19 protein-coding genes are annotated in these 18740 nt (G+C 67.0%); 13 read left to right on the top strand and 6 right to left on the bottom strand.

Annotated elements, in window-relative coordinates:
- Positions 1–227 precede the first annotated feature (227 nt).
- A complete protein-coding gene (gene guaA / locus F3J14_RS13130) occupies positions 228–1847 on the top strand; it encodes a glutamine-hydrolyzing GMP synthase (protein ID WP_166723344.1) in 1620 nt (539 codons plus the stop codon).
- A gap of 109 nt (positions 1848–1956) precedes the next feature.
- On the opposite strand, the gene F3J14_RS13125 is transcribed toward guaA, so the two are convergent.
- From F3J14_RS13125 to F3J14_RS13105, 5 genes are all read right to left on the bottom strand, one after another.
- Positions 1957–2277: a gamma-butyrobetaine hydroxylase-like domain-containing protein gene (locus F3J14_RS13125; protein WP_166723343.1), complete on the bottom strand. Its 321-nt coding sequence runs from the start codon at positions 2275–2277 to the stop codon at positions 1957–1959.
- Positions 2274–3269, bottom strand: coding sequence for a HEAT repeat domain-containing protein (locus tag F3J14_RS13120; RefSeq protein WP_166723342.1), 996 nt, complete (start codon positions 3267–3269; stop codon positions 2274–2276). The genes F3J14_RS13125 and F3J14_RS13120 overlap by 4 nt, the downstream gene beginning before the upstream one ends.
- A gap of 142 nt (positions 3270–3411) precedes the next feature.
- Positions 3412–3657 (bottom strand): ferredoxin family protein, encoded by a 246-nt coding sequence (locus F3J14_RS13115; protein ID WP_006755644.1) that lies wholly within the window; start codon positions 3655–3657, stop codon positions 3412–3414.
- Between the two features lie 16 nt (positions 3658–3673).
- On the bottom strand, positions 3674–5413 hold the full coding sequence (locus F3J14_RS13110; protein WP_166723341.1) for a fumarate reductase/succinate dehydrogenase flavoprotein subunit: 1740 nt from the start codon (positions 5411–5413) through the stop codon (positions 3674–3676).
- Positions 5410–6180 carry a GntR family transcriptional regulator gene (locus F3J14_RS13105; RefSeq protein WP_166723340.1) on the bottom strand — a complete coding sequence of 257 codons (771 nt, stop codon included), beginning with the start codon at positions 6178–6180 and terminating at the stop codon, positions 5410–5412. The genes F3J14_RS13110 and F3J14_RS13105 overlap by 4 nt, the downstream gene beginning before the upstream one ends.
- 307 nt (positions 6181–6487) lie before the next feature.
- On the opposite strand from F3J14_RS13105, the gene F3J14_RS13100 reads away from it, so the two are divergent.
- The 12 genes from F3J14_RS13100 (at position 6488) to F3J14_RS13045 (ending at position 17446) form a co-directional block, all read left to right on the top strand.
- A complete protein-coding gene (locus tag F3J14_RS13100; RefSeq protein WP_166723339.1) occupies positions 6488–7717 on the top strand; it encodes an MFS transporter in 1230 nt (409 codons plus the stop codon).
- A gap of 282 nt (positions 7718–7999) precedes the next feature.
- Positions 8000–8401, top strand: a complete 402-nt coding sequence (locus tag F3J14_RS13095) for a DnaJ family domain-containing protein (protein WP_006760552.1) — start codon at positions 8000–8002, stop codon at positions 8399–8401.
- On the top strand, positions 8398–8979 hold the full coding sequence (gene tadA, locus F3J14_RS13090; RefSeq protein ID WP_011657199.1) for a tRNA adenosine(34) deaminase TadA: 582 nt from the start codon (positions 8398–8400) through the stop codon (positions 8977–8979). The genes F3J14_RS13095 and tadA overlap by 4 nt, the downstream gene beginning before the upstream one ends.
- A gap of 109 nt (positions 8980–9088) precedes the next feature.
- Entirely contained in the window at positions 9089–10027 is a 939-nt protein-coding gene (ldcA, locus tag F3J14_RS13085; protein ID WP_166723338.1) for a muramoyltetrapeptide carboxypeptidase, read from the top strand.
- A gap of 308 nt (positions 10028–10335) precedes the next feature.
- The gene (locus F3J14_RS13080; protein ID WP_166723337.1) at positions 10336–11040 is read left to right on the top strand and encodes a GntR family transcriptional regulator; all 705 of its coding nucleotides are present in this window, start codon (positions 10336–10338) and stop codon (positions 11038–11040) included.
- A 149-nt stretch (positions 11041–11189) separates the two neighbouring features.
- Positions 11190–12674, top strand: a complete 1485-nt coding sequence (locus tag F3J14_RS13075; RefSeq protein WP_166723336.1) for an NCS1 family nucleobase:cation symporter-1 — start codon at positions 11190–11192, stop codon at positions 12672–12674.
- A 10-nt stretch (positions 12675–12684) separates the two neighbouring features.
- A complete protein-coding gene (locus tag F3J14_RS13070) occupies positions 12685–13512 on the top strand; it encodes an aspartate/glutamate racemase family protein (protein WP_166723335.1) in 828 nt (275 codons plus the stop codon).
- A 150-nt stretch (positions 13513–13662) separates the two neighbouring features.
- The gene (puuE, locus tag F3J14_RS13065; RefSeq protein WP_166723334.1) at positions 13663–14616 is read left to right on the top strand and encodes an allantoinase PuuE; all 954 of its coding nucleotides are present in this window, start codon (positions 13663–13665) and stop codon (positions 14614–14616) included.
- Positions 14613–15134 (top strand): 2-oxo-4-hydroxy-4-carboxy-5-ureidoimidazoline decarboxylase, encoded by a 522-nt coding sequence (gene uraD / locus F3J14_RS13060; RefSeq protein WP_166723333.1) that lies wholly within the window; start codon positions 14613–14615, stop codon positions 15132–15134. Before puuE ends, uraD begins: the two co-directional genes overlap by 4 nt.
- A gap of 61 nt (positions 15135–15195) precedes the next feature.
- Positions 15196–16209 (top strand): allantoicase, encoded by a 1014-nt coding sequence (alc, locus tag F3J14_RS13055; RefSeq protein ID WP_166723332.1) that lies wholly within the window; start codon positions 15196–15198, stop codon positions 16207–16209.
- On the top strand, positions 16206–16718 hold the full coding sequence (locus F3J14_RS13050; protein WP_166723331.1) for an ureidoglycolate lyase: 513 nt from the start codon (positions 16206–16208) through the stop codon (positions 16716–16718). Before alc ends, F3J14_RS13050 begins: the two co-directional genes overlap by 4 nt.
- 317 nt (positions 16719–17035) lie before the next feature.
- Entirely contained in the window at positions 17036–17446 is a 411-nt protein-coding gene (locus tag F3J14_RS13045) for an ACT domain-containing protein (protein WP_166723330.1), read from the top strand.
- Positions 17447–17543: 97 nt separating this feature from the next.
- Here F3J14_RS13045 and F3J14_RS13040 read toward each other — a convergent pair whose 3' ends face one another.
- Entirely contained in the window at positions 17544–18737 is a 1194-nt protein-coding gene (locus F3J14_RS13040) for a urate hydroxylase PuuD (RefSeq protein ID WP_006754395.1), read from the bottom strand.
- Between the last annotated feature and the right edge of the window lie 3 nt (positions 18738–18740).

Raw genomic sequence — 18740 nt, 5'->3', positions numbered from 1 at the left:
GAACCGGTCGTCGGCCGTCCGGTCGCGCCTGCGGCGCCGGCTGCGGCAGCCACGCCGGCCGCATCCGACCGATTGTCAGGCAGCGTCGCATTCGACGCGCGCCCGCCGTCGCGGGATTGACCGGCGATGCGTCGCGCGAGCCGCCTGCCGCCCGACGCCGTTGTCCATGTTATTGACGCAGCGCTTCATGCGCTGCTTTTCTTATTCTCTTCATCCCGTCCGCAGCCATGCACGACAAAATCCTGATTCTCGACTTCGGTTCGCAAGTCACCCAACTGATCGCGCGCCGCGTGCGCGAAGCGCACGTCTACTGCGAAATCCACCCGAACGACGTGTCCGACGACTTCGTCCGCGAGTTCGCGCCGAAGGCGGTGATCCTGTCGGGCAGCCACGCCAGCACGTACGAAGACCACCAGCTGCGCGCGCCGCAGGCCGTGTGGGATCTCGGCGTGCCGGTGCTCGGCATCTGCTACGGCATGCAGACGATGGCCGTGCAGCTCGGCGGCAAGGTCGAGTGGAGCGACCACCGCGAATTCGGCTACGCGGAAATGCGCGCGCACGGCCATACGCGCCTGCTCGACGGCATCGAGGATTTCGCGACGGCCGAAGGCCACGGCATGCTGAAGGTCTGGATGAGCCACGGCGACAAGGTTGCCGAACTGCCGCCGGGCTTCGCGCTGATGGCGTCGACGCCGAGCTGCCCGATTGCCGGCATGGCCGACGAGGCGCGCGGCTACTACGCGGTGCAGTTCCATCCGGAAGTCACGCACACGGTGAAGGGCCGCCAGATCATCGAACGCTTCGTGCTGCAGATCGCCGGCGCGAAGCCCGACTGGATCATGAGCAACCACATCGAGGAAGCCGTCGCGAAGATTCGCGAGCAGGTCGGTGACGAGGAAGTGATTCTCGGGCTGTCGGGCGGCGTCGATTCGAGCGTCGCGGCCGCGCTGATCCATCGCGCGATCGGTGACCAGCTGACCTGCGTGTTCGTCGACCACGGCCTGCTGCGCCTGAACGAGGGCAAGATGGTGCTCGACATGTTCGAGGGCCGCCTGCATGCGAAGGTCGTGCACGTCGACGCATCCGAGCAGTTCCTCGGCCACCTGACCGGCGTGACCGATCCGGAAGCGAAGCGCAAGATCATCGGCCGCGAATTCGTCGAGGTGTTCCAGGCCGAAGCGAAGAAGCTGTCGAAGGCGAAGTGGCTCGCACAGGGCACGATCTATCCGGACGTGGTCGAGTCGGGCGGCACGAAGACGAAGAAGGCGACGACGATCAAGAGCCACCACAACGTCGGCGGCCTGCCGGAAACGCTCGGCCTGAAGCTGCTCGAACCGCTGCGCGACCTGTTCAAGGACGAAGTGCGCGAACTGGGTGTCGCGCTCGGCCTGCCGCCGGAGATGGTGTACCGCCATCCGTTCCCGGGCCCGGGCCTCGGCGTGCGGATTCTCGGCGAAGTGAAGCGCGAATACGCGGACTTGCTGCGTCGCGCGGATGCGATCTTCATCGAGGAACTGCGCGGCACGACCGCGACGGCGCATGACGCGGCAGCCGGCCTGTGCGGCGAAGCCGACGTCGGCAAGACCTGGTACGACCTGACGAGCCAGGCATTCGCGGTGTTCCTGCCGGTGAAGTCGGTCGGCGTGATGGGCGATGGCCGCACGTACGACTACGTGACTTCGCTGCGCGCGGTGCAGACCACCGATTTCATGACCGCGCATTGGGCGCACCTGCCGTACGCGCTGCTCGGCCGTGCGTCGAACCGGATCATCAACGAGGTGCGCGGGATCAACCGTGTGGTGTACGACATCTCAGGCAAGCCGCCGGCGACGATCGAGTGGGAGTGATGCGGCGCCGAGGCGTGCCTCGGTAGCCAATCACGGCATCGGATGATGCGAACGCCCGGCAGGGGAACCTGCCGGGCGTTTTTTTGTGCCGCGCGGGCCGAATGGCATCTCAGGGCTGCTTCGACAAGCAGGCGGTCGCATCCGCCCGATCTCTGCCGAGTTCCGCCAGATACGGCCACGGATAAATGCCGCGCGCATGACCGTCGCCGAACAGCAGGCGGATGCCGTAGCCGGCCGCTTCCACGCCGTCCAGCGTCAGGCCGGGTTGCGCGTCGACGCGGCCGCCACCGAGACGGATCTTCCGGCATGCGGCGCACGGGCACTCGCTGCGCAACCGCGCATAGCCGATGCGTTGCATGTCGCCGTCCGGCCAGCGCAGCACCAAGGCACGCGCCGCATGATCGACGCGAATCTCGGTCGGCATCATCATCGTGCGTCATCTCCGAGCTGCGCGATCGCGATCCGCACGGCTTTGCGCACCTCGGGATCGCGATCCTCCAGGGCGCCGTGCAGCGCGGGCAGCGTCGCCGGATCGCGCAGTTCGCCCAGCGCGAGTGCCGCCTCCTTGCGCAGGTTGCTGATCGCATGCGACAGCAGTCCGACGACGGCCGGCGCCGCGGCCGCGTCGCGCAATTGCCCGAGTGCGCGCACCGCACGCAAGCGCACCTGCCAGTAATCGTCGTCGAGCGCGGCGACGAGCGGTGCGCGTGCGGCCGCGACGCGCAGCTTGCCGAGCGTCGCGGCGGCTTCCTCGCGTACCTGCCATTCGGCGTCGCGCAACGCCGTCAGCAACGCGGTGACGACGGCCGCGTCGTCGGGCGTCGCGAATCCGACCGCTCCGATCGCGATGCGCCGCACGTCCGCATGCGTGTCGGTCGTTGCGATGCGCGCGAGCGGCGGCAGCGCGCAGGCGTCCTTAAGCCAGCCGAGCACGGCGACGGCCTCGGCGCGCACGGCCGACACCGGCGCGTCGAGCGCGCGCAGCGCCGGCGCGAATGCGTCGGGATCGCGCAGTTCGCGCAACCCGCGCAGCACGGCGACGCGTACGAACGGTTCGGCGTGTTCGGCCCAGCGGCACAACACGGCGCCGGACGCGACGTCCTTCAGTTCGGACAGGCTTTGTGCGGCGATCGCGCGCACGTCGTCGTCGGGATCGAGCAGCGCACGGCACAGCGCGTCGACGACATCGGGTTGTTCCCAGGCGGCAAGCACGCGCGCGGCTTCGCCGCGCACGTCGGCGGACGGATCGTCGCGCAGCGCCGCAACGAAGGTCGGCACGAGCTCGGGATCCTCGAGATCGGCGAGTTCGAGCAGCGCAATGCGGCGCACCGATGCATCGGCTGCGGCAACGCGTGAGACGAGCGCGGCATGGTCGGAATCGGGTGCGCCGGGCAGCGGGAAAGCAGGGGAAGAAGCGGTCATGGGCGAAAACTCGGAGCAGTCAGGCGCGTGCGGTCGCGCAGCAGCGCCAGGCAGCGGCGCTTGATGTCGACGAACGCGCAGCGCAGGTTTCATGTGTCGTGAGCACGGTAGTGGGAAAGCGCCGCCCCGGCGGCGCGCGGGATCAGCGCAGCAGGTACGGAATGTCGACCTTGACCGCGCCGGTCGGGCAATCGCGTTCGCATGGCATGCAGTACCAGCATTCGTCGAACTGCATGTACGCCTTGCCCTTGGTCACGTCGATCGCGAGCAGGTCGAGCGGGCACACGTCGACGCAGACGGTGCAGCCCTTGTCGGCGATGCAGCGGTCCTCGTCGATCGTCACGGGCGCGCTGCTGCGCAGGAAGATGTCGTGCGGGGTATGGGGCACGTAAGGCTCCTCGGAGTCAGAGTACGGCCGCGCGTGCGGCCGGTTCGCGGATGCGCAAGTGCGCGTACGCGCTGCGTTCGTCGTCGGCAAGCGGCACGACGTAGGGTTCGACTGGCCGCTTCTCGCTGCGCATCGTGCCGTCGGCGCTTTTGCGCAGCCAGGTGTGGCAGAACCATTCGGCGTCGTTGCGCTGCGGGAAGTCGACGCGATGGTGGTACAGCCCCCAGCGGCTCTCGGTGCGGAACAGCGAAGCACGCGCGGCCATTTCGGCGCAGTCGCGGATCGCGCGTACTTCGGCCGCGCGCATCAGTTCATGCGGGTGATTCGCGTTTATTTGTTCGATATCCTCAATAATTCCGTCAAAACGTTGCAAGCCGATTTCCATCTTGCGCGTCACCTTCGGTGGTTGAAGATAGTCGTTCACCATGCGGCGCAGCTTGTATTCGACCTGCGCCGGCGCGAGGCCGCGCTCGCGCGTGAGCGGCGCGAGCACGCGGGTGCGTTCGGCGGCGACCTGTTCGTCGTCCACCGGCGCGTGATCGCGGCCGGCCACATAGTCGGCGGCGTTCTGCCCGGCGAACCAGCCGTAGGTGAACGCGCCGAGCATGTAGTTGTGCGGGACGGCCGCCATGTCGCCAGCCGCATAGAGCCCCGGCACGGTCGTTTCCGCGCGCGCATTCACGTACACGCCGGACGCGCTGTGGCCGCTGCACAAACCGATCTCGGAGATGTGCATCTCGACCATCTGGCGCCGGTAGTCGGTGCCTCGTCCCGCATGGAAGCGGCCGCGGCTCGGCCGCTCGTTCGTGTGCAGGATTTGTTCGATGGTCTGGATCGTTTCCTCGGCGAGGTGGTCGAGCTTCAGGAACACCGGACCGTTGCCGCTTTGCAGTTCCTGGTAGAACTCCCACATCATCTGGCCGCTCCAGTAGTCGCACTCGATGAAGCGCTCGCCCTTGCCGTTCGCGGTGAAGCCGCCGAGCGGCCCCGTCACGTACGCGCAGGCCGGGCCGTTGTAGTCCTTGATCAGCGGGTTGATCTGGAAGCACTCGAGGTTCGCGAGCGCCGCGCCCGCGTGATACGCCATCGCGTAGCCGTCGCCCGCGTTGGTCGGGTTCTCGTACGTGCCCATCAGGTAGCCGGACGCGGGCAGCCCGAGACGGCCGGCCGCGCCGCAGCACAGGATCACGGCCTTCGCGCGGATCACGTGAAAATCGGCGGTACGGCAGTCGAAGCCGAGCACGCCGCTCGCGCGGCCCTGCGCGTCGGTCAGCACGCGCGTCGCGACGATGCGGTTCGTGATGGCGATGCGCGCGCGCTTCAGCTGCCGGTACAGCACCTTCTTGATGTCGTGTCCTTCCGGCATCGGCAGCACGTACGAACCCATGTGGTGGACCTTCTTCACCGCGTAGTCGCCGGTGCCGTCCTTTTCGAACTTCACGCCCCAGCGGTCGAGCTGCTCGATCGTCGCGAAGCTGTGCGTCGCATACGCGTAGACGGCTTCCTGGTCGACGATCCCGTCGTTGGCGATCGTGATCTCGCGCGTGTACTGCTCGGGCGTCGCATGGCCGGGGATCACCGCGTTGTTCAGGCCGTCCATCCCCATCGAGATCGCGCCGCTGCGTTTCACGTTGGCCTTCTCCAGCAGCAGCACGCGCAGCGACGGGTCGCGCTCCTTGGCCTTGATCGCGGCCATCGGGCCGGCCGTGCCGCCGCCAACCACGACGATGTCGTATTCGAGTACATGAGTATTCATTGCGGGTTCCTCGCAGGTTGACGCGCCTTCTGCCGATCGATGCGCAACCGGTACTGGAAGGCGTCGCCGCGGAAGTACAGGTGTTCGTAGTCGACCGGCGTACCCGACGCGTCGTGCGTCAGGCGCTCGATCCGCAGCACCGGGCTGCTTTCCTCGACGCGCAGCGCATCGACGATTTCATCGTCGGCGAGGATCGCGTCGATCGACACGTCGGCGTGACCGAGTGGCACGCCGCAGTCGTTCTCGAGGATCAGGAAGATGTCGCGGGTCGCGAGATCCGCGCCCGCGAGCCGCTTCCCGAGCGCCTCGGGCACCCAGGTCTGTTCGAGCGATACGGGCTCGCGGTTGAGCAGCCGCACGCGGTGGATCTCGACGAGCGGCGCGCCTTCCGGCACGTTCAGCTTCGTCGCGAGATGGCGGTCGGCCTTCACGGTGCGAACGCTGCGCAGCTGGTTGACGATCTCGTAGCCCATCGAAGACATCGCCTCGGCGAAGCCCTGCAGCGACGTCACGTTCTGGAACGCCTTCGGCTTCGACACGAAGGTGCCCTTGCCGTGCAGCCTGAACAGCAGGCCTTCCTTCTGCAGGTCGCCGAGCGCCTGGCGCACCGTGATGCGGCTCACGTCGAACATCGCGCACAGTTCGTGCTCGGACGGCATCCGGCTGTGCGGCGCATGGGTGCCGTCGAGGATCCGTGCGCGCAGCGTGTCCTTGATCTGCACGTAGAGCGGGACCGCCGACAGCGGCACGACGTTGGGTGGGGTCATCGATCAGCTTGTTATGACAAGATGGCTCGAGTGTAGTGAGCGCGCTCGCGCGCCCAAACCAACGATTTCTGATTTCGACTTTCCGATTCCGGAAAAGGGGGGCGGCGGCGCGGCCGATGCGCGTCGGGATCTGCCCCTTGTCGGTCGCCCGAATATCGGCCGACGATCGGACATTCGCGCTGGCCGGCGTCGTGCGTGTCGATTTTCCGGTACGCCGTTCGTCGTGTTGATATCGACCGGGCGGGCCGGGCGGCCGCGGTCCGGTTCCTCATCGATGCCTGTACGACGGAGCGAAAGGAGAGACCAGATGCCTGATTCCCGCTATCGCTGGGTGATCGTCGCCGCGGGCGGCCTGATGGGCTGCATCGCGATCGGCGCGATGTTCTCGCTGCCCGTGTTCCTGCGGGCCATTGCACGCGACACCGGCTGGTCGATGACCGGCATTTCCGCCGCGATGACGCTCGGCTTCATCGCAATGGCCTTCGCGAGCATCGGTTGGGGCAGCCTGTCGGACCGCATCGGCACGCGCGCGGTGGTCGTGACGGGCGCCGTGCTGCTGTCGGCGAGCCTGGCGCTCGCGAGCCGTGCGCCGTCGCTGCTCGCGTTCCAGCTGATTTTCGGGCTGGCCGTCGGCAGTGCGACGGCCGCGGTGTTCGCGCCGATGATGGCATGCGTGACCGGCTGGTTCGACACGCACCGCAGCCTCGCGGTATCGCTGGTGTCGGCCGGCATGGGCATGGCGCCGATGACGATGGCGCCGCTCGCGGCCTGGCTCGTGTCGAGCCACGGCTGGCGCACGTCGATGCTGGCGATCGCCGCGCTGGCCGCCGTCGTGATGATTCCGGCGTCGCTGCTCGTGCGCCGTGCGCCCGCGCTCGATGGGCCGTACGCCGGGCCACTCGACGGGCCTAGGCCGGCAGGCGAGCCCCCGACCGTGCCGCTGTCGGTCGGCGGCGCGCTGCGCTCGCCGCAGTTCCTCGTGCTGCTGCTGACCAACTTCTTCTGCTGCGCGACGCACTCCGGCCCGATCTTCCATACGGTCAGCTACGCGGTGACCTGCGGGATTCCGCTGATCGCCGCGGTGTCGATCTACAGCGTCGAGGGGCTCGCCGGCATGGGCGGACGCATCGCGTTCGGGCTGCTGGGCGACCGCCTCGGCGCGAAGCGCATGCTGGTGGCGGGGCTGCTCGCGCAGGCGCTGGGTGCGCTCGGCTATTACTTCGTGCGCACGCTGGACGGGTTCTACGCGGTCGCGACGCTGTTCGGCTTCATCTATGCGGGCGTGATGCCGCTCTATGCGGTGCTCGCGCGCGAGAACTTCCCGCTGCGGATGATGGGCACCGTGATCGGCGGCTGCGCGATGGCCGGCAGCCTCGGGATGGCGGCGGGGCCGGTCGCCGGCGGCCTGATCGTCGATGCGCTGGGCAGCTACGGCTGGCTGTACCTCGGATCGTTCGCGATCGGCCTCGGCGCGTTCCTCGTCGCGATGATGTTCCGGCCGTTTCCCAAGGAGCGGTCGCAGACGGTCGCCGCATGACCCGGCGGCCCCGAACCGGCGATTTCGGCGGAATGACGAACGCGGGTTCCCCGGACGAAAATAAAAAAAACGGGGGCGGCGTCGCCTGCACAAATCACGCCAAGACCACGCCAAATTCGCGCGGAGCCTGCTGCGGCGCAGCACAGCGGGAAGTCGCGGCGATCGGCACGCATGCACGCAGATTCGGCCCCTAAAAACGCAATATCGAGCATCCGTTCGAATGGCCTGTCATACGCGCGTCACCCTGCTAGAATTCGGCTGCCGCATTGTTCCGATTGACTGATGAGACTGCTTGACGCACTAGTCGAACAACGAATCGCCGCCGCCGCCGCGCGGGGCGAGTTCGACGATTTGCCGGGTACCGGCGCGCCGCAGGCGCTGGATGACGACCTGCTCGTACCCGAGGAGGTGCGGGTGGCCAACCGTATCCTGAAGAACGCGGGCTTCGTGCCGCCGGCCGTCGAGCAACTGCGCGCGCTGCGCAACCTGCAGGACGAACTGCAGGCGGTCAGCGACCGCGCCGCGCGCTGCCGGCTGCAGGCGAAGATCCTCGCGCTCGACATGGCGCTCGAATCGCTGCGCGGCGGCCCGATGGTGATGCCGCGCGACTATTGCCGGCGCATCGCGGAGCGTCTGTGCGAACGCGGGCTCGACGACATGCCCGCCGAAGCGGGGCCGATGTGAGCACCGACGCGCTGCATGACGCGGCAGCCGGATCCGCAGCCTCTACCGATTCTCCCGTTCCCGAAGCCGCCCCCGTGTCGGCGCGCGACCTGCATTTCATGCGTCTCGCGCAGGCTGCCGCCGAAGAGGCGCGCGCGGCCGGTGAAGTGCCGGTCGGCGCGGTGCTGGTATGCGGCGACGAGGTGATCGCGCGTGGCTTCAACCATCCGATCGGCGGGCACGACCCGTCGGCCCATGCGGAAATGGCCGCGCTGCGCATGGCCGCGCAGCATCTGCAGAATTACCGGATGCCCGGCTGCGAGCTGTACGTGACGCTCGAGCCATGCCTGATGTGTGCGGGCGCGATCATGCACGCACGCATCGCACGGGTCGTCTACGGCGCCGCCGATCCGAAGACGGGCGCGTGCGGCAGCGTGATCGACGCGTTCGCGAATCCGCAGCTCAACCACCATACCGAGGTGACCGGCGGCGTGCTCGCCGACGAGTGCGGCGCCGCGCTGAAGTCGTTCTTCGCGGAACGCCGCCGCGCGCTGCGTGAAGCGCGGCTCGCCCGCGACGCCGAAGCCGGCGCGTCGTAAGCGCCCCCGAACGCGCCCGTCCCCCGAAGCGGGGCGGGCTGCCCGGTTCCGTGAACCCGAGACGGTTCGGACCCTCTAAGCAGGTTTGACGACCCTGAACCCTTCCGCCATGTCCTTCCAGCCCGCCGCGTCCTACACCATCCGCCTGCTGGCGCCGTCCGGTTATCCGCATGATCCGGACGCGATCAATCGCGCGCTCGAACGCCTGAGCGGCGCGCAGCAGCGCATCGAGAACATCGAGGCGCCGCAGCGCCGCTTTCAGCGTTTCGGCGGGACTGACGGCGAGCGGGCAGGCGACCTGAATCGCCTGGCGGATCCGGAGCGCGCGCTGCCGGACATCGGGCTCGCGGTGCGCGGCGGCTATGGTGCCGCCCGCATCCTGCACGGGCTCGACTATCGCGGGCTCGAGCGCCGCCTGCGCGACCAGCCGATCGCGCTCGTGGGCCACAGCGACTTCACTGCGGTCCAGCTCGCGCTGTACGCGAAGGCGCGCATCAAGACCTTCGGCGGCCCGATGCTGTCGGCCGACTTCGGCGCGGAAACACTGAGCGACTTCACGATGCAACACTTCTGGCAGACGCTGTCGCAGCCGACCACGACGATCATCGCCGAAGCGCCGCAGGTGCAGACCGTGAACGTGACGGGCACGCTGTGGGGCGGCAATCTCGCGATCCTCACGTCGCTCGTCGGCACGCCGTACATGCCCGATATCGAAGGCGGCATCCTGTTCATCGAGGACGTCAACGAGCAGCCGTTCCGGATCGAACGGATGATCTACCAGCTGCATCTGTCGGGGCTGCTCGCGCGCCAGCAGGCGCTCGTGCTCGGGCAGTTCACGGGCGCGCGGCCGTTCGAGTACGACAACGGCTACGACATGCAGGCGATGATCGATCAGGTGCGCTCGGTGGTCGGCATCCCGGTTGTCACGGGGCTGCAGTTCGGTCACGTGCCCGACCTGCTGACGCTGCCGTTCGGCGCGCAGGCGCAGCTCGTCGCGAATGCGCACGGTTTCCGGCTTACGCTTTCGGACTATCCGCATCTCGGCTAAGCCGGGCAGGCACTCTCGAAAGGCGGGGATTCCCCGCCTTTTCTTTAGGTAAGCGTGCAACTAACGGTCATAAATTTTCATCACCGCCGATCGGGTTTGTCTCATGGCGTGCACCATTTTTGTCAACAAAATAGCCGGAAGGGTATACACCGCGAACTGCCTTGAATAAGCCTGAGACGCTTGGGTTGTCTGAATTTCGTGCGCCGCGCACGGATCTGGCGCGACGGCGTGCACACCGGTTGTGCGCATTTCAGGAAAAGAATTGTTGACAATCTTTATGTCCATCCTAGGATGAGGACCATCACACGATGCAGATCATGAACGAGCCCGATTCCTATTCGTCCGGTACGGCCGGCCCCGAAGCGATCGCCGAGCGGATCCGCACGGCGATCCTCGAGCATCGGCTCGCGCCTGGCTCGAAGCTGACGGAGGCGCAGCTCTGCGACGTGTTCAGCGTGAAGCGCGGGACGATCCGGCAGGCGCTCGCGCTGCTCGCGGCCGACAAGCTGGTCGATCTCGAGCCGAACCGCGGTGCGTTCGTCGCGAGTCCGACGCTGCAGGACGTGCACGAGGTGTTCGAGATGCGCCGGATCATCGAGCTGGCCGTCGTCGAGCGGCTCGCGACGGGGCCGGGCGCGAAGCGGCTGAAGGGCGTCGCCGCGCTGATCGACAAGGAACGCAAGGCGTTCGAGCGGCACGATTTCGCGGCGTGGATCCGCCTGTCGGGCGAATTCCATACGGCGCTCGCGGCGCTGACGGGCAATGCGACGCTCTGCGAGTGCCTCGACGGGCTCGTTGCACGCTCGACGCTGATGTCGGCGCTGTACGAATCGCACGGGCGCAGCCCGTGCTCGTGCGATGACCACGATGAGATCCTGACCGCGCTGGAAGCGGGGGATCCGAAGCGGGCGGTGACGCTGATGGCGCACCACCTGCAGCATGTCGAACTGAAGATGCTGGACCGGCCCGCGCAAGGGCAGGTCGATTTGCGCGAAGTGTTCGGCGGCGCCTGAGCGGCGACGCGAACCGGCCCGCGCGCCACACGACGAGAGCAATGCAGGCCGGCGGTTTGCGCCGCCGGCCGCCAGTCCGACTCCGGGCGACGATCCGGAGCGATATCGATGACGGTGGAGCGGCCGGGCGGCCGCGTCAAGGAGAAGTCATGGCTCAGTTCAGTGTGGCGCACGACAGCGCGTATCCGGCGGAAGAAGGCGGCGAGGGCGGTGGTTCGCCGTTGCCGGACGGTTACAGTCAACGTTTGTACAACGAAGATTTAGCACCCCTCAAGAATCAGACATGGGGTTCGTACAACATCTTCGCGTTCTGGATGTCGGACGTGCACAGCGTCGGCGGCTACGTGTTCGCGGGCAGCCTGTTCGCGCTCGGGCTGACGAGCTGGCAGGTGCTGATCGCACTGATCGTCGGCATCACGATCGTGAACCGGCTGTGCAACCTGATCGCGCGCCCGAGCCAGCAGATCGGCGTGCCGTATCCAGTCGCGTGCCGTGCGACGTTCGGCGTCCTCGGCGCGAACGTGCCGGCCGTGATCCGCGGGCTGATCGCGATCGCGTGGTATGGCATCCAGACCTATCTCGCGTCCAGCGCGCTCGTGATCGTCGTGCTGAAGTTTTTCCCGCAATGGCTGCCGTACGCGGACGTCCATCGTTACGGCTTCCTCGGGCTGTCCGCGGTCGGCTGGGCCGGCTTCATGCTGCTGTGGGTGCTGCAGGCGTTCGTGTTCTGGAACGGGATGGAGACGATCAAGAAGTTCATCGACTTCGCGGGCCCGGCCGTCTACGTCGTGATGTTCATCCTGGCCGGCTACATGGTGTGGCGCGCGGGTTGGCGCAACATCGGCCTGAACCTCGGCGGCGTCAAGTATCACGGCGCGGAAGTGATTCCGGTGATGATCACGGCCGTGTCGCTCGTCGTGTCGTACTTCTCGGGGCCGATGCTGAACTTCGGCGACTTCTCGCGCTACTGCCGCTCGTTCGGCGACGTGAAGCGCGGCAACTTCTGGGGGCTGCCGGTCAACTTCCTCGCGTTCTCGCTCGTGACGGTGATCACGACGGCCGCGACGCTGCCGGTGTTCGGCGAACTCATCACCGATCCTGTCGCGACGGTCGGCCGCATCGATCATCCGACCGCGGTGATCCTCGGCGCGCTGACCTTCACGATCGCGACGATCGGCATCAACATCGTCGCGAACTTCGTGTCGCCCGCGTTCGACTTCTCGAACGTCGCGCCGCGGCTGATCAGCTGGCGCGCGGGCGGGATGCTCGCCGCCGTCGCGTCGATCTTCATCACGCCGTGGAACCTGTTCAACAACCCGGCCGTGATCCACTACACGCTCGACGTGCTCGGCGCCTTCATCGGTCCGCTGTACGGCGTGCTGATCGCCGACTTCTACCTCGTCAAGCGCGGCCGCCTCGTGCGCGACGACCTGTACACGATGTCGGAGAGCGGCACCTACTGGTACACGGGCGGCGTGAACCGCCGCGCGCTCGCCGCGCTGCTGCCGGCCGCGGTGATCGCGGTTGTCTGCGTGATGATGCCGGGCTGGCAGGCCGCCGCGAACTTCTCGTGGTTCATCGGCGCGGGGCTCGGCTTCGTGTTCTACCGACTGCTCGTGAGCACGAAGGCCTGAGGAGCGCGCGATGAAGATCAAGCTGATCAATCCGAATACGACGCAGCGGATGACGGATGCGATGGGCCGCTGCGCGCGTGAAGTCGCGGCCGCGGGCACCGAGATCGTCGCGGTGAGCCCGCCGATGGGGCCGCCGTCGATCGAAGGTTATTACGACGAGGCGCTCGCGACGCCCGGGCTCCTCGCCGAGATCGCGCAAGGCGAGCGCGACGGCTGCGACGCGTACGTGATCGCGTGTTTCGGCGATCCGGGCCTGTATGCGGCGCGCGAGGTCGCGCGCGGGCCGGTGGTCGGGATCGCCGAGGCGGCGATGCACGCGGCGAGCGTGCTCGCGCCGGGCTTCTCGGTCGTCACGACGCTCGCGCGCACCTGCGGGATGGCATGGCATCTCGCCGAGCGCTACGGGATGAAGCGGTTCTGCCGCAATGTGCGCGCGACCGACGTCGCGGTGCTCGAGCTCGACCGGCCAGGCTCGGCCGCGCGGCGGATCATCGTCGACGAATGCCGGCGCGCGCTCGACGAGGACGGCGCCGACGCGATCGTGCTCGGCTGTGCGGGAATGGCCGAATTCGCGCACGAGATCGAGCAGCAGATCGGTGCGCCGGTCGTGGAAGGCGTGACGGCGGCCGTGAAGTGGGCCGAGGCGCTCGTCGCGCTGCGCCTCGCGACCGCGAAGCGCGGCGACTATGCGCGGCCGCTGCCGAAGCGCTATGACGGCGAATTCGCGCGCTTCAGCCCGGCGGAGGACGCGTCGCCGGCCGCCGCCACCGTGCGCAGCGGGACCGCCGAGCCGGAACGGGCGCCGAATTTGCCGCAACCGCACATACACACCGTCTGACATGCACTATCTGCGCCGCTGTATGGGCGCGTCTGCACCTTTTCGCTACACTGGGCCGTCATCGCATCGGCCCGCGCGGCCGGCCTCCGGCACACGCGCGGGTCGATGCGAACCCATTATTCCGGCAAGCTTTCGCCGCACTTCGAACCCATGTCACTCGATCCCAACTATCCTCGCGACCTGATCGGCTACGGCCGCTATCCCGTGCAGGCGAACTGGCCCGGGCGCGCCCGCGTCGCCGTGCAATTCGTCCTGAACTACGAGGAGGGCGGCGAGAACTGCGTGCTGCACGGCGATCCGGGCTCCGAGCAGTTCCTGTCCGAAATCGTCGGCGCGGCCGCGTATCCGGACCGCCACATGAGCATGGAATCGATCTACGAATACGGTTCGCGTGCCGGCGTATGGCGCATCCTGCGCGAATTCGAGAAGCGCGGGCTGCCGCTGACGGTGTTCGGCGTCGGCATGGCGATCGAGCGCCATCCGGAACTCGCGCGCGCATTCGTCGAGCTCGGTCATGAGATCGCGTGCCACGGCTGGCGCTGGATCCACTACCAGAGCATGACGCCCGAGCTCGAGGCCGAGCACATGCGCCTCGGGATGGAAGCGATCGAACGCGTGACGGGCGAGCGTCCGCTTGGCTGGTATACCGGCCGCGACAGCCCGAACACGCACCGTCTCGTCGCGGAATACGGCGGCTTCCTGTACGACTCCGACAACTATGGCGACGACCTGCCGTTCTGGATGGATGTCGCCGTGTCGGGCGGCGGTACGTCGCCGCAGCTGATCGTCCCGTACACGCTCGATACGAACGACATGCGCTTCGCGACGCCGCAGGGCTTCAACACCGGCGATCACTTCTTCGACTACCTGCGCGACGCATTCGACGTGCTGTACGCCGAGGGCGACGAAGCGCCGAAGATGCTGTCGATCGGCATGCACTGCCGGTTGCTGGGCCGGCCGGGGCGTTTTCGCGGGCTGCAGCGTTTCCTCGACCACATCGAGCAGCACGATCGCGTATGGGTGACGCGCCGTGTCGATATCGCGCGTCATTGGCGTGAACATCATCCGTATCAGCCCAATCATCGAAACGAAGGGAAAGCATGAAGGCGATGCGTTACACGTTGGATCAACTCAACACGATGGCGCCGAGCGCATTCGTCGCGGCGCTGTCGGGGATCTTCGAACATTCGCCGTGGGTGGCCGAGGTCGCCGCGGCCGAGCGGCCGTTCGCGAGCATCGACGCGCTGCACAAGACGATGTCGGATGCGGTCGAGACGGGCGGCGAAGCGCGCCAGCTCGCCCTGATCAACGCTCACCCGGAGCTGGCCGGCAAGGCCGCCGTGCGCGGCGAGCTGACGGCCGAGTCGACGCGCGAGCAGAGCGGCGCGGGTCTCGACCAGTGCACGCAGGAAGAGTTCGACAAGCTGCTGACGCTGAACCGCACGTATCGCGAGAAGTTCGGTTTCCCGTTCATCCTCGCGGTGCGCGGCTATGACCGGCACGGCATCATCGCGAACTTCGAGTCGCGCGTGAATCATTCGCGCACCGAGGAACTGCGCGCGAGCCTCGACCAGATCTACCGGATCGCGCGCTTTCGCCTCGACGACCTGATCGACGCCTGACACCGCACACGGCCTGCTGCGTCGCAGCGGCCTGATCGCCTCACTGAAACAAGGAAACATCATGGCTGTTCCGCTTCTCGATCCCAACGCACCCGATTTCACGCGGCGCTACGTGAACCTTGCCGACCCGCGTCTCGGTGCGCAGGCGCTCGAGGCCAGCGACGACTTCTTCGCGCCGAAGGACCGGATGCTGAACCCCGAGCCGGCGGTGTTCATCCCCGGCAAGTACGACGATCACGGCAAGTGGATGGACGGCTGGGAGACGCGCCGCAAGCGCACGACGGGCTATGACTGGTGCATCGTCAAGCTCGCGCGGCCGGGCGTGATCAAGGGTTTCGACATCGACACGAGCCACTTCACCGGCAACTTCCCGCCGGCCGCGTCGATCGAGGCCGCGTACGTGGCCAATGGCGCGCCGACGCATGCGACCGAGTGGGTCGAGATCGTGCCGTCGACGACGCTTCAGGGCAACAGCCATCACTACGTCGAAGCGAGCGATGCCCGTGCGTTCACGCATCTGCGCGTGAACATCTATCCGGACGGCGGCATCGCGCGCCTGCGCGTGTACGGCCAGCCGCAGCTCGACTGGGCCGGCGCGAGCGCGACCGAGCAGTTCGACCTCGCGGCGATGGAAAACGGCGGCTACGTGGTGGCCGCGAACAACCAGCACTTCGGCGTCGCGTCGAACCTGCTGCTGCCGGGCCGCGGCGTGAACATGGGCGACGGCTGGGAAACCCGGCGCCGCCGCGAACCGGGCAACGACTGGGCGATCATCGCGCTCGCGCAGCCGGGCGTGATCCGCAAGATCGAAGTCGATACCGCGTTCTTCAAGGGCAACTACCCGGACCGCTGCTCGATCCAGGCTGCGTACGTGTCAGGCGGCACCGACAGCTCGCTGATCACGCAGTCGATGTTCTGGCCGGTGCTGCTCGGCGAACAGAAGCTGCAGATGGACAAGCAGCATTACTTCGAACACGAAATCGCCTCGTTGGGCCCGGTAACCCACGTACGCCTGAACATCATTCCGGACGGTGGCGTATCGCGCGTGCGTCTGTGGGGGACGCTCGACAAATGAAGACGCTTGCAATCGAACCGCTGACCAAGGAAGCGTTCGCGCCGTTCGGCGACGTGATCGAAACGGAGGGCGCGAAGCAGATTCCGATCAACCTCGGCACGACGATCCGCTTTCACGATCTCGCGAAAGTCGACGTGGCGGACGAAGACGGCCGCACGCTCGTCAACCTGTTCCGCGGTCAGCCGCGCACGCTGCCGTTCGAGGTGAAGATGCTTGAGCGCCATCCGCTCGGCAGCCAGGCGTTCGTGCCGCTGAACGACCAGCCGTATCTCGTCGTCGTCGCGCCGGCGGGCGATCTCGATGCGTCGAAGATCCGCGCGTTCGTGACGAGCGGGTGGCAGGGCGTCAACTATGCGAAGGGCGTGTGGCATCACCCGCTGATCGCACTCGGCGGCGTCAGCGACTTCATTGTCGTCGATCGCGGCGGTGAAGGCCTGAACCTGAACGAGCAGGATCTGCAGGAATCGCTGTGGCTCACCGAGGACGCGCTCGATGCGCTGACGGCCTGAGCCGGATTGCTGTCGTTGCCGTTCGAAGCAACCCGCGCGATTCGCGCGGGTTTTTTTATGCGTGGCGCGCGTGCATCACGTCGCGGCCGGGGCCTCTTCGACGTGGGTGTCGCGCTTGCGCCTGATGTCGCGTACGCGCACGACGTCGTGGCGCCTTGGCATGCGCATGACGATTCGCGCATCGTCGCGTTTCGCGGCCGGCCCGCGGACGAAGTTGCGACGACACGGACATGACGTGGTGGGGCGCCGGGGCATTGGCCGCATGCTATCGTGCCCATATCGCCACCGCCCGAAGTCCGGTTCCGGACCCGTCCCCGATGAGTCAACCTGAAAACGACCTCGCGGTCCTGCTGCGCACGATGCAGCCCGAGCTGCACCGTGGTGCCTTCGCATTCGTCGCGCTGCCGGCCGATGCGGAAATATCGTTATCCGAAGCGATCGCGACGTTCCGCGAAGCGGAAGGCATGACGGTCGTGGTCGACGAGGAGACTGCGGCACGTCACGGCTGGCCCGTGCTGTTTCGCGCCGCGTGGATCACGCTGACCGTGCATTCGGATCTCGCGGCGGTCGGCCTGACGGCCGCGTTCGCGCGAGCATTGGGCGCGGCCGGCATCAGCTGCAACGTGATGGCCGCTGCGTATCATGATCACATCTTCGTGCCGTTCGACGACGGCCCGCGCGCGCTCGATGCGCTCGTCGCGCTGCAGCGTGACGCGATGCGCGGCTAGCGGGCGACGCGTTTCATACAGGCAAAAAAAACGGGCCCGTTTCCGGGCCCGCGAACGGAGAGGATGTGCCGGCAACCGACCGCCGGCGCACGGCGGCTTACTTGACCGCGCCGCCCTCGAACCATGCGGCGAGCTTCACGCGCTCGTCGTCGGTCATGTGCGTGACGTTGCCGATCGGCATCGCCTTCAGGCGCACGGCCTGTTCGTAGATCCGCTGCGCGTTCTTCGACACTTCGTCTGGCGTGTCGAACATCACGCCGGCGGGCGCGCTGCCCATCAGCGTCGGCTTGGCCGAGTGGCACTCGACGCAGCGCTGCTGCAGGATCGGCATGATGTCGTTGATCACGATCTTCGGTGCGTTCGCCGCCTGCGCTTCCGGTGCGACCGGCTTCGGCATCGTCCACACGAGCGCGCCCGACAGCAGTGCGACGCCGCCGATCGGCAGGTACCACAGCTGCTTGCCGCGGTGACGCATCACGAAGAACTGACGGATCAGCGCGCCGGCCAGCATGATCAGCACGAGCACGACCCAGTTGAACTTGTTCGTGTACGTCATTGCATAGTGGTTCGACAGCATCGCGAACACGACCGGCAGCGTGAAATACGTGTTGTGCACCGAGCGCTGCTTGCCGCGCTTGCCGTAGATCGGGTTCGGCTCTTCGCCCTTGAGCATCTTGTCGACCATCTTGCGCTGACCCGGGATGATCACGAAGAACACGTTCGCCGACATGATCGTCGCGAGCATCGCGCCGACGATCAGGTACGCTGCACGGCCCGCGAAGATGTGGCACGCGAGGTACGCGGCGACGACGACGTAGAGGCCCACGCAGATGCCGAGCACGCGATCGTTGGTGCCGAGGATGCGGCACAGCGAGTCGTAGACGATCCAGCCGGCCGCGAGGAAACCCAGCGCGGATGCGACGGCGACCACCGGGCCCATGTCGAGCACGCTCTTGTCGATCAGGTACGTGTTCGGTGCGAGCAGGTACAGCACGAAGAACAGCGAGAAGCCCGACAGCCAGGTCGTGTACGACGGCCACTTCGACCAGTGCAGGTCATCCGGCATTTCCGGCGGGGCGACCGTGTACTTCTGCATGTTGTAGAAACCGCCCCCGTGGACGTGCCACAGCTCGCCGAACACGCCGCGCTTGCGCTGGTTCGCGTCGGTAGGCGGTTTCAGGCTGTTATCGAGCGCGACGAAATAGAAGGACTCGCCGATCCACGCAATGGCGACGATGACGTGCAGCCATCGCAGCGCGAGGTTCAGCCAGTCGGTGATGAAGCCTTCCATGAA

Origin of the sequence: Burkholderia sp. Tr-862, from assembly GCF_011753085.1 — a bacterium.
Lineage (GTDB): Bacteria > Pseudomonadota > Gammaproteobacteria > Burkholderiales > Burkholderiaceae > Burkholderia > Burkholderia ambifaria.
The sequence above is the reverse complement of the archived record's forward strand: the minus strand, read 5'-3'. Positions and strand labels throughout refer to the sequence as shown.